The organism is Vagococcus silagei, assembly GCF_004795745.1.
Taxonomy (GTDB): Bacteria; Bacillota; Bacilli; order Lactobacillales; family Vagococcaceae; genus Vagococcus; species Vagococcus silagei.
This window is the reverse complement of record NZ_SDGV01000001.1, coordinates 183631-198591: the sequence shown is the minus strand read 5'-3', so window position 1 is coordinate 198591 and position 14961 is coordinate 183631. Positions and strand designations below refer to the sequence as shown.

Sequence of the window (14961 nt, the reverse complement as noted above, 5' to 3'; positions counted from 1 at the left end):
AGGGAACAAATTGGAGCAATTGGCTTTAGATGAAGTACGTGATGATTTTATTGCAGGGAAAATAGAGGCGATTTTTTTTGAAAATGCAAACAACTTCTACAAAGTGATGTTGGTCACTGTCACGGAAACGAATACTGATTATCTTGAAAAAGAAATCGTCGTGACCGGTACTTTTGGGCAAATCCAAGAAGAAGAAAATTATCGCTTTTACGGTAAAATTGTAAACCATCCTCGTTATGGCGACCAGTTTCAAGTCAGTCACTATGAAAAAAATAAGCCGACCTCGGCGAGCGGACTTATCCATTATTTATCTAGTGATAAATTTCCAGGTATTGGTAAGAAAACAGCTGAACAGATTGTAGACACACTGGGACTTGACGCGATTGATCAAATTATGAATGATGCTAGTTGTCTTGAAAAAGTTTCCGGGCTAAACGAGAAAAAGCGTCAAACATTAGCCACTTCTTTAGCTGAAAATTACGGCTTGGAACAAATCGTGATTGGCTTAAATCAATATGGTTTTGGGAATCAACTTGCGTTTACGATTTATAGTTTTTATAAGAGTGAGACACTAAAAGTTATTGAAGAAAATCCCTATCAACTTGTTGAGGATATTGAAGGAATTGGGTTTACTAAAGCCGATCATTTAGCGGAACATTTAGGGATTCAAGCTGACTCACCTCAACGGATTCAAGCTGCGATTATTCATGAATTATTTCAAGGTTCTCTGAATTCAGGCAATACCTATTTAGAAGCAAGGCAATTGCTTGAACTTGCTTTGGACACGCTTGAAAAAAGCCGTCGTGTCGCGCTTGAACCAAAACTTGTGGCAGACATGATGATTCAATTGGCTGAAGAAGGCCGTATTATTCAAGAAGGTACGAAACTTTATGAAAAGTCTTTATATTTTTCAGAGGTAGGGATTGCAACCTCGATTCAACGCTTGATGGAAAATAAAAAGAAGATTAAATATCCTCAGAAAGAAATAGATGAAACGCTTGCCTTGATTGAGAATAATTTTGATATTGAATATGGTGATTCACAAATTCAAGCGATTAAGGAAGCGATTCAGTCGCCCTTCTTTATTTTGACGGGTGGGCCGGGAACAGGGAAAACCACTGTGATTAACGGAATTGTCAATTTATTTGCTGAATTAAATGGCTTGTCACTTGATCCGGCTGATTATACGCAAGCTGTATTTCCTATTCTATTGGCTGCTCCAACTGGTCGTGCCGCAAAAAGAATGAATGAAACAACAGGCTTACCCGCAAGTACGATTCACCGTTTGTTAGGTTTAACCGGACGGGAAAAAGAAGGCAGTGAGGAAGCGAAAGAAGTGGAAGGCGGGCTGTTAATTGTCGATGAGTTTTCGATGGTTGATACGTGGCTGGCCAATACTTTATTAAAATCATTACCGTCTTCAATTCAAGTGATTTTTGTAGGAGATAAAGATCAATTACCTTCAGTTGGGCCTGGTCAGGTGTTGACGGATTTATTGGATATTCCAGATATCCCAAAACGCGAGTTAGTTGATATTTATCGTCAAGAGGACGGATCAACGATTATTTCTTTGGCTCATGAAATTAAAAATGGTCAAGTGCCCCCTGATTTAACAGTTAATAAAAAAGATCGCTCGTTTATCAATTGTACGGTGAACCAAATGGAATCAGTTGTTGAACAAATTGTTATTCGTGCGAAAGACAAGGGCTTTGACGCGAAAGATATTCAAGTTTTAGCTCCCATGTATCGTGGTAAAGCTGGGATTAATCAGTTAAATGAATTAATGCAAGAAATATTAAATCCAAATCCAACACAACAGCGTAAAGAAGTGAAATGGTTGGATAAGATTTATCGAATTGGTGATAAGGTCTTGCATTTGGTAAATAGTCCCGAATCAAATGTTTTTAATGGAGACATTGGTGAAATTGTCGGTATTAACTTGGCAAAAGAAACAGATGATAAGGTTGATGAGTTGATTCTACAATTTGATGAATCAGAAATTACTTATAAACGCAATGAATGGAATAAAATAACGTTGGCGTATAGTTGTTCTATTCATAAAGCGCAAGGTAGTGAATTTAAAATGGTCATTCTACCGATGGTAAGACAATATGGCCGCATGTTGCAACGCAAATTACTGTATACGGCAGTGACGCGAAGTAAGGATCTTTTAATCCTTTTAGGTGAGCCGCAAGCGTATCAATTTGCGATTGAAAGTGAAGGCATTGCACGCCAAACGTCATTAAAAGCACGGATACTTGGCGAGGAACCTCCCTTTGTAGAAGTTGTCAAAGAACGAAGTGAGCCGGAGTTAATACCTGTTACAGTTGAAACTCGAACAGATCAAACAAAAATTGAAACAGTGACGACTGAACCGCAAGATTTTCGTTTGACGCTTGAAATGGTAAATGAGCAACGTGTTGACCCGTTAATCGGTATGGAAGATGTAACACCATTTCAATTTATGTAAAAGCAAATAAAAGAAGTTGTGACAGCAGCGATTAGCTTTAATAAAAAGGAGTGTGACAAAAACAGTCACACTCCTTTTTATTTTACGGTTGAATAATCAATTCTTCTCTTAAAATGTCATACTTAATGGAATCGTAGTAGACACCATTCAAGTCACGAACTTTACGAATAACACCTTCTTTTTTCATGTTACATTTTTACCCAAGTATTTGCATTCCCTTGTTACCTGACCAGGTTGTAAAGCCAATGTGCGGCAAGTAATCAAACAGGACAAAAAGGTAGTGAAGCCATTCGCTTAAAGCCGTCGTTTCAATTCCTTGGCTCCATAAAGAAGCATCATAAATCAACATCCCAACTTCTATCCATTGCTTTAAATCCTCATCTTCCCAATAGGCGGTGACAAGGCCGATGATTTTATCCTCTTTTACTATGGTTTTGAAGAGTGGATTTTCAATAAAGCTTTTTCCAAATCCATTTGAAAAATCTTCCCAATTGAGTACTGGATCGTTGAAATAGGGACCATTATACTTGATCTATTCTAAGTCAGCTTTTGTTCCGAAACTGACTTGCCATAATTCCTCCAAATCAGTGGTTTGGATGGTTCTTAATTGAATTATTTGTGATATGTTTTTATCCTCATTCATTGTAATTTATTCTGTTTTCAAAAAAAGCTAATCAATGAACTTAAATCTCTCTTTATCTTGAATTAAGGAGAGCTGTCCAATGATAGCATCCATATTTAGCGGGCTATAAAGATGTGGATAGTCTGCCCCTAATTCATATAAATCTTCCATAGAACGTCAGGCGGAAGGTACAGCGATTGCAAAAGGTTTATATCAAGGACGACCGCACTAAATCCCGTGATAAACAAAAGTGAGCAATCTATTTCAATATTGTGAAAGATTTAAATGATGAGATGGGTGTACTTGCGATAGCTAAGAAGTATGATGTTAGTCGAACTTTGGTTTACCGTATAAAAAAAGAGTTGGACGAAGAAAAATAATCGTTCAACTCTTTTATGCTATTAATATGTCTTCTTGAAAGCTCTTAAAGCATGCGAATATAGTTTAATTCACTGATTTTTTGAAGTCGGTCACTATTTTCAGCCGATAATTTGAGATGTGTCTGTGCTAGATATCGTGAAACTTCAATATTTAATCTTGTGAGAATCGAAGGGGCTCCTTGTGCTTGATCTTTAATTTCGAGATAAAAGCCAATTAATAAATTTTGGAGCTCTTTTCCTTCTTGTTTATCCAAATCACGAATCGTTGCCGCAAGAAGAGATTTTTAGACCTCGCCACGTTCTGAACCGCCAGCAAACCATTTTAACTTTTTCATGTTACTTGCCTTCTTTTCGTTTTATTATTGTGGGTTAATTTAATGTATTATACCACTTTTTAGATGAACTGCTTCTTTTTTTGAAAGATTAATCCATTTTTTCTAACTTTATTATTTTAGAACAGAAGTATGAAATGTTATGACAATATAAAAACATCGTTATTTAATTATCTGAAAAATTCAGTTTGTTCATATTAAGATAACTTATTTTGGATTAACAGCAGTCAATTTTTTTTAAATAAAAGCATGGATTTGGATAAAATTTAATGCTTTTGTTTTCGTGTCAGTAAACTGAGGCACTCTGATATGACTAGCTAAATCTCTCTCATTATGCTACAATTAACTAGAGATTGTTGACAAAGTGAATAAAAAAACGGTTGGGCGGAAGCTTTCAAGGTATATTTTTCTAGGGCGAGAAAAACAGGCTTTGAGTACGTTCGAATTTAGAAGACGTATTCTTAAAAAAAGAATACGTCTTTTTTTACGTCCTTTTAACAATCACTAATGAATAAAGATATTTATTCAAAGAAGGGGGAGTTATTTTTGAAAGATGTTATTTTTGAAATTATCGCAGTTGAAGATTCGATCGAACATGATCGTCTTGAGTTGACTGAGAAATTACAACAAATGAAAGAAACGAATCAAACAAAATATGAAGAGCGTGAACATCAATTACAACAAGACCTTTCGGATAAATTAAAAAACTTTGAAGCAGAACAAAATAAAGCATTGTCTGAACGGGCGGCGTTGAGTGAAAAACGACTGGAAGAAGTATCAGCACATTTACTAGAACGTTTTGAAACCAATAAACAGCCAGTTGTCAGCACATTATTAAAGGAGGTTGAATCAATTTATGGCCATTTCTAAGATGGAAAAAGTGACGATTATCTCACCTAAATCTGAAGAAGAAAATGTCTTGCGTATCATGCAGGATCTTCAAAGTATTGAAATTGTTGACAGTGCGGCGGAGTTGAACCGTTTATTACAAAAGAAACAGTTTACGCATACAAATGTTGAAAATAATCAAGTCCAAGAAGAGAAATTGAATTTTGTTCAAGGTCAAATTGAAAAAGCTCTGTATTATTTAGAAACGCATCTCACTAAAACGCCTCAAATTTATAGTGATATGCAAACATTTGCGCAGTTTGAACAAAAAGTAAATTTTGATGATGTGAATCGCTTGTTAACTGAAATTAATGAGCTTCAAGATCAAGAGAACGCATTAGCGACAGAAATTGAAGCAATCAGAACGGAAATTGAGGAGTTAAGACAGTGGCAGTATCTAGATGTTGAGCCAAGTGTCGTCCAAGACTCACAATACTTACAAGCGGTCTTAGTTGATTTTTCATTAACAGTTAAAGAAGATCTGATTGAAAAAATCGCAGCACTATCTACAATTTTTGAAGTGGTGTATGAAAGTCAGTCACGAATGTATGCATGTGTTGTATATTTGAAAAAAGATGCAGGAGAGATGTCTCAATTAATAGATGAATATAGTTTGAATGTTGTCAGTTATGAACATGAGCAAACACCTAAAGAAAGATTCAAAGCTTTAGAAGAACGTTTAGCAATCTTGAATCGTGAAAAAGCGAAAATTATCAAGAAAGTTAGTACAAATTCAGCAGTGATTAATCCTTTGAAAATGGCTGAAGAGTCTGTCTTGGCTGAATTAGATCGCTTGCATGCTAAAGAAATGCTGACAGAATATAAGGATTTATCTATTATATGTGGTTGGATTGAAAGTGAGCGCGCTGAAAAATTTGCCAATACAGTTAAATCGCAAGTCACAAGCGAAGTGCCAATTTATATTACTTTTGAAGAAGTTACCGCGGATGATGAAGTACCAACAGCATTAAAAAATAATAAACTAGTGAAACCTTTTGAGTCGTTAACTGAGATGTATAGCTTGCCCAAATATGACGAAGTTGATCCAACACCGTTATTAACACCGTTTTACATGGTCTTTTTTGGGATGATGGTTGCCGATGTTGGGTATGGTTTATTGATGTTTATTGCGACCGTTTGGTTATCAAAAAAGAAAAGTTTACGTCGTGACAAGAAAAGTTTTATCAATTTATTTAAAATACTATCGGTACCAGTGATGATTTGGGGTGTAATTTACGGTTCGTTCTTTGGTCTATCGTTACCGTTTCATGTCTTATCACCAACGGAAGATATGAATAGCATTTTAATTCTGTCTGTCGTTTTTGGTTTGATCCAGTTACTTGTTGGCTTACTAGTCAATGGTGTTCAACTTGTGAAGCAAAAAGAATACTTGAAGAGTATCAGCGAGTCGTTTGCGTGGCAAGGGATTCTAATTGGAGCAGTCATGTTACTGTTAGGTAGTATTGTCCTGAAAGTTGATGTGTTAAAAAATGCGGGATTGATTTTATTTATCATCTCAGCTATTTCAATCGTTCTGGTTCCTGTTATTACGAACAAATCTAAAGGAAAAGGCTTAGCCCAAGGTTTGTATTCGTTCTACGGTATCACAGGTTACATTGGTGATTTGGTGAGTTACACGCGTTTGATGGCACTAGGAATTTCCGGTGGTAGTATTGCGGGAGCTTTCAATATGTTGGTTGGCTTTATGCCGCCAGCAGCGAAATTTACGATTGGTATTTTCTTGATTATTGTATTGCACGCTTTAAACATCTTTTTAAGTTTATTAAGTGCATACGTGCATGGAGCAAGACTCCAATACGTTGAATATTTTGGTAAATTCTTTACCGGAGGTGGACGTAAATTTGCGCCACTTAAACCGAAGGAAAAACATGTTGATTTTAAAATAGACAAATAGAAGATTAATTAGGAGGAAGAAATATATGTTTACATATTTAGTAGAAAATAATGGTGGTATCATTTTTGCGATTTTAGGAATGGCAATTGCAACAATCTTTTCAGGGATTGGTTCAGCAAAAGGTGTAGGTATGACAGGTGAGGCAGCAGCGATTTTAACGACTGAACAACCAGAAAAATTTGGTAAAGCCTTAATTTTACAACTTTTACCCGGAACACAAGGATTGTATGGTTTTGTTATTGCGTTCTTTATTTTAGGGAAAATTTCACCTGATATGAGCATGGTAGAAGGTTTTGCAATGTTAGGAGCATCACTACCAATCGCATTTACAGGTCTTTCTTCAGGGATTGCACAAGGTCGTGTTGCAGCTTCAGGGATTCAAATTCTTGCGAAGAAGCCAGAACATGCAACAAAAGGTATTATCTATGCTGCAATGGTTGAAACATATGCAATTCTTGGCTTTGTTATTTCATTAATGTTGATTTTACAAAACTAAGAAAGTAGGAATAATAATGAAGGATCAAAAACAATCTAAAGATGAAATGATTCAATATATTCTCGAACAAGGAAAAACAGAGAATCAAGCTTTTTTTGAAAAAGAAGCTCAGAAACTAGCTGATGATTTCAGCGAAAAGATGAAGCAGTTAGAAAGTGAACAAGCAACACGTTTTCAAAAACAACAAAAACGAATGAAAGAATCATTCGATAAAAAAATGCAACGAATTGATTTAGACGAAAATCAAGCCATTATGCTAGCGAAGCAAGCGTATGTTGAAAAGATTATTGCTGATATTTCAAGTCATTTATTTGCACTAACGACAGCACAACTACAAGAGATGGTTTGTCATATTTTTATGACCAATGACTTAGTAGGAGAGGTTGAAGTCGTGGTGGGTGAAAAGTCTGCCGCAGCCATTACGCAAGCGTGGTTAACTGAACAAACGACAACGGATACTATTTATAAATTAGCAACAGAAGTATTGAAAAACGATGGTGGCTTTGTTTTACGTCAAAAAGGCATTGAATATAATTACTTATTTTCAAGCATTCTAAATCAAATAAGTGAGGAAAAAGAATACGAAATCGTATCTAATTTATTTGAAAATGAGGTGAGTTAATGAAAGATATCAAGTATAACCAAATTAATACTTTGGTCCGAATGGAAGAAAGTAATTTATTAAAAGTGGAGCACCTCAATCGTATGCTGAATAGCAAAAATTTTGATGATGCTCGTGATGTGTTGCGAAATACTGTCTATGACTCTTTTATTAATGAAACTGATTTTGGCATGAACTTTGATTATTACTTACGAAGAGAACAGGATCGTCTTTTTAAAAAAATGTATGAAATTGCGCCTGAAAAAGAAGTGATTGATATTTATACAATGCGCTACACGTATCATAATTTAAAATTGATTACCAAAGCGTATCATAGTCAACAAAATTTGGATCAATATTTTGTAGATGACGGTAAATACTCACTTGCAACCATTAAAAGCGTTGTGAAAAATGGTACGTCAACATCGATTGATGGTTTATTACTTGAGAGTGTTCAAGATGTTCGTACTTATCTTGATGAATATCATGATTTAAGAGGAATTGATGTCATTTATGATCGTTATTACTTAAGACATCAACGTCAAGCCGCGGAACATTTAAACTACCCAGAACTATTAAAAGAAGTGCTGGCCTTTATTGACTTAACGAATATCTCAATGGTTTTTCGCGGCATCAAACAAAAGCGTAGTGCGAATTTTTTAATGACCACTCTTTCAAGTCATGGTACTTTTGATAAAAAACAATTAGCCGGTTTCGCCAATCAATCAGTTGAAGATTTTATTCGCTTTTTAAGTAATAGTGATTATAACGATGTCATAAAATCGTTGGTGGATAAAGAAACGGGTGAAGTTGATTTGTTGATGTTATCAAGAGAACGCGATAACTTTTTAACCAATCTCTATAATTTAGCCAATACACAAGCATTTGGTCCGCTGCCGTTACTCTCACTATTGAATTCTAAAGATATTGAAATAAAAAATATTCAATTGATTTTAGCTGGGAAGAAGAATCACTTTTCTGATCAAGCAATAAGAGAAAGGATTCGTGATAATAATGAGTTATAAAATTGGTGTTGTTGGCCATAAAGAATCCGTGATGGCGTTTAAACTCGTTGGATTCGACGTGACTTATGCTGAGACAACTGTCGAAGCTAGAAAAGCAATTGATAAAATGGCACAACAAAATTATGGTGTCATTTATGTCAGTGATGTTTTACTTTTGGAAATACCAGAAGTTGTGAGTCATTATGAAAAGAAAGTTACACCAGCCTTAATCAGTATCCCAACTCACTTAGGTAGCAATGGCTACGGTAAAAGTAAAATTAAAGAATATGTTGAAAAAGCAGTGGGACAAGATATTTTATAGTGAAAGCGTCATTAGAAAGGAAGAGCATATTGAATAGTGGAAAAATTATTAAAGTATCTGGCCCTTTAGTTTTAGCTAGTGGTATGTCAGATGCAAATATTCAAGATATCTGTCACGTAGGTGATAGTCAACTAGTGGGTGAAATCATCGAAATGCGTGAAGATGTCGCATCCATTCAGGTTTATGAAGAAACATCAGGCATCGGCCCAGGCGAACCAGTTGTCACAACCAAAGAACCATTAGTTGTTGAACTAGCACCAGGTGTGATGTCACAAATGTTTGATGGCATTCAACGCCCTTTAAAAACATTCCAAGAGACAACACAAAGTAATTATTTAAAACGAGGCGTTCATATCCATGCACTTGATCGTGAAAAAAGCTGGACATTTAAGCCAACTGTAAACGTGGGTGACCAAGTAACAGCGGGAGACATTATCGGAAGTGTGAAAGAAACAGCTTCTGTTGATCATAAAATTATGGTGCCTTTCCAAGTATCAGGTGTTGTGACTGAAATTAAAGCCGGTGATTTCACAATTGATGAAACTATTTGTGTTCTAGAGACAGAAAAAGGCCCACAAGAATTGACAATGTTACAAAAATGGCCTGTAAGACGAGCACGTCCAACAACTGAAAAAGTGTATCCAACGGATCCGTTGATTACTGGTCAACGTGTCATTGATACATTTTTCCCAGTTGCTAAAGGTGGTGCAGCTGCGGTTCCGGGACCATTTGGTGCTGGTAAAACAGTGGTGCAACATCAAATTGCTAAATGGAGCGATGTTGATATTGTGGTTTACGTAGGTTGTGGTGAACGTGGAAACGAGATGACAGATGTTATTAATGAGTTTCCGGAATTAATTGATCCCAACACAGGTGAGTCATTAATGGCACGGACAATTTTAATTGCCAATACGTCAAACATGCCGGTAGCAGCGCGTGAAGCTTCAATCTATACGGGTATTACAATTGCTGAGTATTTTAGAGATATGGGTTATTCTGTAGCAATTATGGCGGACTCAACTTCGCGTTGGGCAGAAGCACTAAGAGAAATGAGTGGTCGTTTAGAAGAAATGCCTGGTGACGAAGGATATCCAGCTTATTTGGGTAGTCGTTTAGCCGAGTATTATGAACGTGCCGGTAAAGTAATTACACTTGGAACGGAAAGACGCGAAGGTAGCATTACTGCGATTGGTGCTGTTTCTCCTCCTGGTGGGGATACATCAGAGCCTGTCACGCAGAATACTTTACGAATTGTGAAAGTTTTCTGGGGATTGGATTCAACTTTAGCTCAAAAACGTCATTTCCCATCGATTAACTGGTTGTCTTCATATTCACTTTATTTAGATGAGATGGGCAGTAAAATGGATGAAATTTTAAATAAAGACTGGTCAAGTCTGGTCAAAGAAGCAATGCGTATTTTACAAGAGGAATCTAAATTAGAAGAAATTGTCCGCCTTGTTGGTTTGGATACTTTATCAGATAAAGATAAATTAACCTTAGAAGTGGCTAAATCAATTCGTGAAGACTACTTACAGCAAAACGCTTTTGATGAGGTCGATACTTTTAGTTCACGTGAAAAACAATATAAAATGCTTGATACTATTCTTTCATTTGGTATTGAAGGGAACCGTGCGCTTGAGCTTGGTGCTTACTATAAAGAGTTGATGGCTGGTACAAAAGAAACGAGAGATTTAGTTGCTAGAATGAAGTATTTACCAGAGACTGAAATCGAAAAAATCGATCAAATCAAAGTGACATTAAAAGATGTCATTCAACAGTTATTAGAAGAAGGAGGAGATGACCTTCATGCGTAAAGAGTATAGAACAATTAAAGAAGCCGTGGGTCCCTTAATGCTTGTGGACAAAGTAACGGATGTCAAATTTGATGAATTGGCTGAAATTCGGATGCAAAATGGCGAATTACGTCGTGGTCAAGTCCTTGAAATCACTGAAGATAAAGCTTTAGTACAACTTTTTGAAGGCACAAGTAATATCAATATTCGTGATTCAAAAGTCCGTTTTTTAGGGAATTCATTAACTTTAGGTGTCTCAGAAGGGATGCTAGGACGTGTCTTTGATGGACTAGGTCGACCAAAAGATGGTGGCGCGAAAATCCTAGCTGAAAAACATTTAGATGTAAACGGTGAAGCAATTAATCCAATGGCCAGAGATTATCCAGATGAATTCATTCAAACTGGTATTTCTTCAATTGACCATTTAAATACACTAGTGCGTGGTCAAAAATTACCAATCTTTTCTGGTTCGGGTTTACCACATAAAGAGTTGGCAGCTCAAATTGCTAGACAAGCTAGTGTTTTAAATAGTGATGAAAAATTTGCGGTTGTCTTTGCGGCGATTGGGATTACCTTTGAAGAAGCCGATTACTTTATGAATGACTTTAAGAAAACAGGCGCAATTGATCGCTCGGTAATGTTTGTTAACTTAGCGAATGATCCAGCGATTGAGCGAATTGCGACACCTAAAATGGCCTTAACAACAGCAGAATATTTAGCTTACGAAAAAGGCATGCATGTTTTAGTGATTATGACGGATATGACCAACTATTGTGAAGCTTTGCGTGAAGTGTCAGCGGCCAGACGTGAAGTCCCTGGTCGACGTGGTTATCCGGGTTACTTGTATACGAATCTATCAACACTTTATGAACGTGCGGGACGTATCACAGGTTTGAGTGGCTCCGTGACGCAAATTCCAATTCTAACAATGCCAGAAGATGATAAGACACATCCAATTCCTGACTTAACGGGCTATATTACCGAAGGCCAAATTATTTTATCACGCGAATTAGATAAGAGTGGGATTCAACCCCCAATCGATGTGTTACCTTCTTTATCACGTTTGAAAGATAAAGGAACAGGTCCTGGTAAAACGAGAAAAGATCATGCAGCAACTATGAATCAACTGTTCGCAGCTTATGCACAAGGTAAGCAAGCAAAAGAGCTTGCGGTTGTCTTAGGTGAGTCTGCATTATCTGAAGAAGACTTGATTTATGCAAGTTTTGCCGAAAAATTTGAAACAACTTATGTCAATCAAGGATTCTCAACTAATCGAAGTATTGAAGATACACTTGATTTGTCTTGGGAGCTGTTATCAATGTTACCAAGAACCGAATTGAAGCGAATTAAAGACGACATGTTAGATGAGTTTCTTCCTGAAAGGTAGTGAGTAGAATGGTGAGATTAAATGTCAATCCAACACGCATGGAGTTAACCAAATTAAATAGTCGCTTATCTACTGCTACTAAGGGATATAAATTACTAAAAGATAAGCAAGATGAATTGATGCGACGTTTTATTTTGATGGCGAAAGAAACCAATCAATTAAGAGACAAAGTTGAAAAAGAGCTCGTCGATTCAATGCAAGCTGTCATGCTTGCGAATGCGACGATTCACGAAGCTTATATCGAAGAATTGTTTGCAATTCCGGCTGAAAATGTCGAATTAGATATTGTTTTGAAGAACATTTTGAGTGTTGAAATTCCTAGTATGCGTTTTTCCTATGATGAAGAGCTAGCTGCTGACTCACTAAATTATGGCTATTTGAATTCAAATGAAGAGTTGGATGAAGCAATCAACAAATTAATTAGTGTTTTAGCTGACTTGTTGAAACTAACAGAACAAGAAAAAGCTTGTCAGTTAATGGCGGATGAAATTGAGAAAACAAGACGACGTGTGAATGCTTTAGATTCACTGACAATTCCGCAACTGGAAGAAACGATTAAGTTCATTAAAATGAAACTTGAAGAGAACGAACGCTCAAATATTACGAGATTGATTAAAGTAAAAAATATCAGTAAGTAATGAGATGCTGTACTGCTGAATTTAGTGACAGGATGGAGAGTAAAATAAAATGATATATAAAAGAATTTTAGTCGGTATCGATGGATCTGAAGAGTCAGAAAAAGCATTCTTAGAAGCGGTTGATGTTGCGAAGGAAAATGAAGCAACGCTATATCTTGCTTGGATTAATACGGAAACAAATCGTAATCCGAATCAAGATCAATTCTCGAGTAAAGAACAGTTGATTTATGATCGAAAAGTGTTAAAGAAAGAGTTGGAAGCCAAAGAACAAGGTGTTGAAAAGGTTGTCCCGATTGTTTTATCAGGGGATCCTAAAAAATACTTGTCTCAAAGTATTCCTAATGAACACAAAATCGATTTAATCGTCTTAGGCGCAACTTCTAAAGGTCTATTGACAAAATTATTGATTGGTTCAACGGCCAAATATGTAGTTGAACATGCGCAATGTTCTGTTTTGATTGCAAAATAGGCGAGAACAATTTAGTCAGAAAAGCGAATAAAAAAGAGTCAGGTCGTTTCACTATCAAGTGAGAAGACATGACTCTTTTATTCTATTATGAGTTAAAACCAAAATAAATGTGAGGTTAGAGAAAAATCAATATCAATTGGATCTTTTCTAAGTTCTTCGCCATCGATTTGACCAAATTCACGACTAGTTGAACGAAGCTTGATTTCTTGCCCTTTGAATTGACGAACGTGCGGTGAAGCTAAATGTGTCTTCTTCAGAAGTTTAGGAATCAGTGCCATAATTTTATACAAAGCAATTTTTTCAATCACAATGAGATTCAGTTCCTCATTCTCTGCGGTTGCTGTAGGGTCAAGTGCAAGACCACCACCAAAGTAAGGGTGATTCGTCACTGTACACAAATAGGCATTGTTAAAGTGATGCGTGCGCCCGTTTACCGTAATATCAATTGGAAAACCCTTTTGTTTACGCAGGATGCCAAATGCATTCGATAAGTAGGAGAATGCACCCATATTTACACTATTGAGGCTTGATTTCATTTTGGAAGCATTTGTAGCGCGAACCACAGCTGCGTCCAAGCCAACACCTAAATTATTAAGACCGATTATTTCTTTTTTGGTTCGATTTAAAAAGCTGTTAATGAGGTACAACGAACGTGGTTTTTTTGTTTGAACAATTTTATCCATTGCTTCGATTGGATTGTTAGGAATCCCTACCCCTCTAGCAAAATCATTACCTGAACCGCCTGGAATATAACCAATTGGAATCTCAGGAAATTTTTTCAACATGTTGACAACGCCGTGCAAGGTACCGTCGCCTCCGACTACAACGAGTAATGGAAAGACAGGTAATTCTTTATCATAGGGGACAAGTGTTTGATTTAAGAGTTGTGTTACAATTCTTTTCTCATGTCCCGCGTGTTCAGTATAATAACATTTATATTTAATTTTATATTCTTTTAGTTTTTTGATAATCTCAGGCATAATCTTGCGAGCTTTACCAGCTCCGGCATTTTGATTAACCAACAGATGCCATTCAAACAATTGCATTCACTCACTCCTTTTTCATTCACTCTATCATAACTTAAAAATATGTGAAAAACGACTATTTTATTCTACTTTTTTGATGTTAACGTCAAATTGAGGTGAACTAAATCTTTTAAGTGAATGCCATTTTCATAAATGGGTTCATCATAGTTCACAACAAAAAAATCAGGCTCGATATGAGACATTCTAAATCCGAATTTTTGATAGAAGTAAAGCTGTCCAATACTTGTAGAACCCGTACAAACTTTTAGTTTTGAAAATCCTTGTTCTGTCGCATAATCTTTTGCAAATTGTAGTAAATCAGAGCCAATGCCTTGATGTTGGTGTTGATCAGAAACGGCAATATTTTTTATTTCAATTTCATTTGGCTCCTCTGTTTTAGTAAGTAGTAAAACGCCAACAGGTATTTTCTCAATTACGGCTTCAAAAAGAACTCCTTCTTGGAGATATCGATCAAGCAGTTCTTTGGAAGGATCGGCTTCAAGTAAGAGTTCAAAGTGTGCTGGCGTCACGTTTGTGGTGACTTTTTGAATTTTCAATGTCATGTTGTTGGTCCTTTTCTTTTAGTAATAACTCTAGTTTAGCAGAAAATTTGAGAACT

16 protein-coding genes and 1 other annotated feature are annotated in these 14961 nt (G+C 36.2%); of the genes, 11 read left to right on the top strand and 5 right to left on the bottom strand.

What is annotated here, in order from left to right; genetic code table 11:
- Positions 1–10: 10 nt before the first annotated feature.
- A complete protein-coding gene (gene recD2, locus ESZ54_RS00935; RefSeq protein WP_204249491.1) occupies positions 11–2470 on the top strand; it encodes an SF1B family DNA helicase RecD2 in 2460 nt (819 codons plus the stop codon).
- A gap of 82 nt (positions 2471–2552) precedes the next feature.
- On the opposite strand, the gene ESZ54_RS12615 is transcribed toward recD2, so the two are convergent.
- The 3 genes from ESZ54_RS12615 to ESZ54_RS00920 form a co-directional block, all read right to left on the bottom strand.
- A complete protein-coding gene (locus tag ESZ54_RS12615) occupies positions 2553–2657 on the bottom strand; it encodes an N-acetyltransferase (RefSeq protein WP_136135793.1) in 105 nt (34 codons plus the stop codon).
- A gap of 9 nt (positions 2658–2666) precedes the next feature.
- The gene (locus ESZ54_RS00925) at positions 2667–2900 is read right to left on the bottom strand and encodes a GNAT family N-acetyltransferase (protein WP_275426527.1); all 234 of its coding nucleotides are present in this window, start codon (positions 2898–2900) and stop codon (positions 2667–2669) included.
- A gap of 616 nt (positions 2901–3516) precedes the next feature.
- Positions 3517–3726, bottom strand: a complete 210-nt coding sequence (locus ESZ54_RS00920) for a bacteriocin immunity family protein (RefSeq protein ID WP_162615047.1) — start codon at positions 3724–3726, stop codon at positions 3517–3519.
- Positions 3727–4182: 456 nt separating this feature from the next.
- Positions 4183–4228, top strand: a sequence feature (sodium ion sensor (DUF1646 type); this cis-regulatory element may regulate processes involved in with the transportation of sodium ions).
- Positions 4229–4350: 122 nt separating this feature from the next.
- On the opposite strand from ESZ54_RS00920, the gene ESZ54_RS00915 reads away from it, so the two are divergent.
- The 10 genes from ESZ54_RS00915 to ESZ54_RS00870 are packed head-to-tail and all read left to right on the top strand — an operon-like array spanning position 4351 to position 13317.
- The gene (locus ESZ54_RS00915) at positions 4351–4674 is read left to right on the top strand and encodes a hypothetical protein (protein WP_136135791.1); all 324 of its coding nucleotides are present in this window, start codon (positions 4351–4353) and stop codon (positions 4672–4674) included.
- Positions 4661–6607 (top strand): V-type ATP synthase subunit I, encoded by a 1947-nt coding sequence (locus tag ESZ54_RS00910; RefSeq protein WP_136135790.1) that lies wholly within the window; start codon positions 4661–4663, stop codon positions 6605–6607. Before ESZ54_RS00915 ends, ESZ54_RS00910 begins: the two co-directional genes overlap by 14 nt.
- A gap of 25 nt (positions 6608–6632) precedes the next feature.
- Complete coding sequence (locus tag ESZ54_RS00905) at positions 6633–7103, top strand: V-type ATP synthase subunit K (RefSeq protein WP_136135789.1); 471 nt, start codon at positions 6633–6635, stop codon at positions 7101–7103.
- Between the two features lie 16 nt (positions 7104–7119).
- On the top strand, positions 7120–7725 hold the full coding sequence (locus ESZ54_RS00900; protein ID WP_136135788.1) for a hypothetical protein: 606 nt from the start codon (positions 7120–7122) through the stop codon (positions 7723–7725).
- Positions 7725–8729: a V-type ATPase subunit gene (locus ESZ54_RS00895; RefSeq protein WP_136135787.1), complete on the top strand. Its 1005-nt coding sequence runs from the start codon at positions 7725–7727 to the stop codon at positions 8727–8729. The genes ESZ54_RS00900 and ESZ54_RS00895 overlap by 1 nt, the downstream gene beginning before the upstream one ends.
- The gene (locus tag ESZ54_RS00890; protein WP_136135786.1) at positions 8719–9030 is read left to right on the top strand and encodes a V-type ATP synthase subunit F; all 312 of its coding nucleotides are present in this window, start codon (positions 8719–8721) and stop codon (positions 9028–9030) included. Before ESZ54_RS00895 ends, ESZ54_RS00890 begins: the two co-directional genes overlap by 11 nt.
- A gap of 29 nt (positions 9031–9059) precedes the next feature.
- Entirely contained in the window at positions 9060–10844 is a 1785-nt protein-coding gene (locus ESZ54_RS00885; RefSeq protein WP_136135785.1) for a V-type ATP synthase subunit A, read from the top strand.
- Positions 10837–12210 carry a V-type ATP synthase subunit B gene (locus tag ESZ54_RS00880; RefSeq protein ID WP_136135784.1) on the top strand — a complete coding sequence of 458 codons (1374 nt, stop codon included), beginning with the start codon at positions 10837–10839 and terminating at the stop codon, positions 12208–12210. Before ESZ54_RS00885 ends, ESZ54_RS00880 begins: the two co-directional genes overlap by 8 nt.
- Positions 12211–12218: 8 nt before the next feature.
- Positions 12219–12848, top strand: a complete 630-nt coding sequence (locus ESZ54_RS00875; RefSeq protein WP_136135783.1) for a V-type ATP synthase subunit D — start codon at positions 12219–12221, stop codon at positions 12846–12848.
- A 49-nt stretch (positions 12849–12897) separates the two neighbouring features.
- Complete coding sequence (locus tag ESZ54_RS00870; RefSeq protein WP_136135782.1) at positions 12898–13317, top strand: universal stress protein; 420 nt, start codon at positions 12898–12900, stop codon at positions 13315–13317.
- Between the two features lie 92 nt (positions 13318–13409).
- Here ESZ54_RS00870 and ESZ54_RS00865 read toward each other — a convergent pair whose 3' ends face one another.
- The gene (locus ESZ54_RS00865) at positions 13410–14363 is read right to left on the bottom strand and encodes a diacylglycerol/lipid kinase family protein (RefSeq protein ID WP_136135781.1); all 954 of its coding nucleotides are present in this window, start codon (positions 14361–14363) and stop codon (positions 13410–13412) included.
- A gap of 65 nt (positions 14364–14428) precedes the next feature.
- On the bottom strand, positions 14429–14905 hold the full coding sequence (locus ESZ54_RS00860; protein WP_136135780.1) for a GNAT family N-acetyltransferase: 477 nt from the start codon (positions 14903–14905) through the stop codon (positions 14429–14431).
- Positions 14906–14961 lie beyond the last annotated feature (56 nt).

What these genes read in the sequence shown, in the direction of transcription:
- ESZ54_RS00910 (WP_136135790.1), top strand. Translation starts at nt 4,661, where the DNA reads ATGGCCATTTCTAAGATGGAAAAAGTGACGATTATCTCACCTAAATCT.
- ESZ54_RS00865 (WP_136135781.1), bottom strand. Translation starts at nt 14,363, where the DNA reads ATGCAATTGTTTGAATGGCATCTGTTGGTTAATCAAAATGCCGGAGCT.
- ESZ54_RS00900 (WP_136135788.1), top strand. Translation starts at nt 7,120, where the DNA reads ATGAAGGATCAAAAACAATCTAAAGATGAAATGATTCAATATATTCTC.
- ESZ54_RS00895 (WP_136135787.1), top strand. Translation starts at nt 7,725, where the DNA reads ATGAAAGATATCAAGTATAACCAAATTAATACTTTGGTCCGAATGGAA.
- ESZ54_RS00905 (WP_136135789.1), top strand. Translation starts at nt 6,633, where the DNA reads ATGTTTACATATTTAGTAGAAAATAATGGTGGTATCATTTTTGCGATT.
- ESZ54_RS00870 (WP_136135782.1), top strand. Translation starts at nt 12,898, where the DNA reads ATGATATATAAAAGAATTTTAGTCGGTATCGATGGATCTGAAGAGTCA.
- ESZ54_RS00890 (WP_136135786.1), top strand. Translation starts at nt 8,719, where the DNA reads ATGAGTTATAAAATTGGTGTTGTTGGCCATAAAGAATCCGTGATGGCG.
- ESZ54_RS12615 (WP_136135793.1), bottom strand. Translation starts at nt 2,657, where the DNA reads ATGAAAAAAGAAGGTGTTATTCGTAAAGTTCGTGACTTGAATGGTGTC.
- ESZ54_RS00875 (WP_136135783.1), top strand. Translation starts at nt 12,219, where the DNA reads ATGGTGAGATTAAATGTCAATCCAACACGCATGGAGTTAACCAAATTA.
- ESZ54_RS00860 (WP_136135780.1), bottom strand. Translation starts at nt 14,905, where the DNA reads ATGACATTGAAAATTCAAAAAGTCACCACAAACGTGACGCCAGCACAC.
- ESZ54_RS00880 (WP_136135784.1), top strand. Translation starts at nt 10,837, where the DNA reads ATGCGTAAAGAGTATAGAACAATTAAAGAAGCCGTGGGTCCCTTAATG.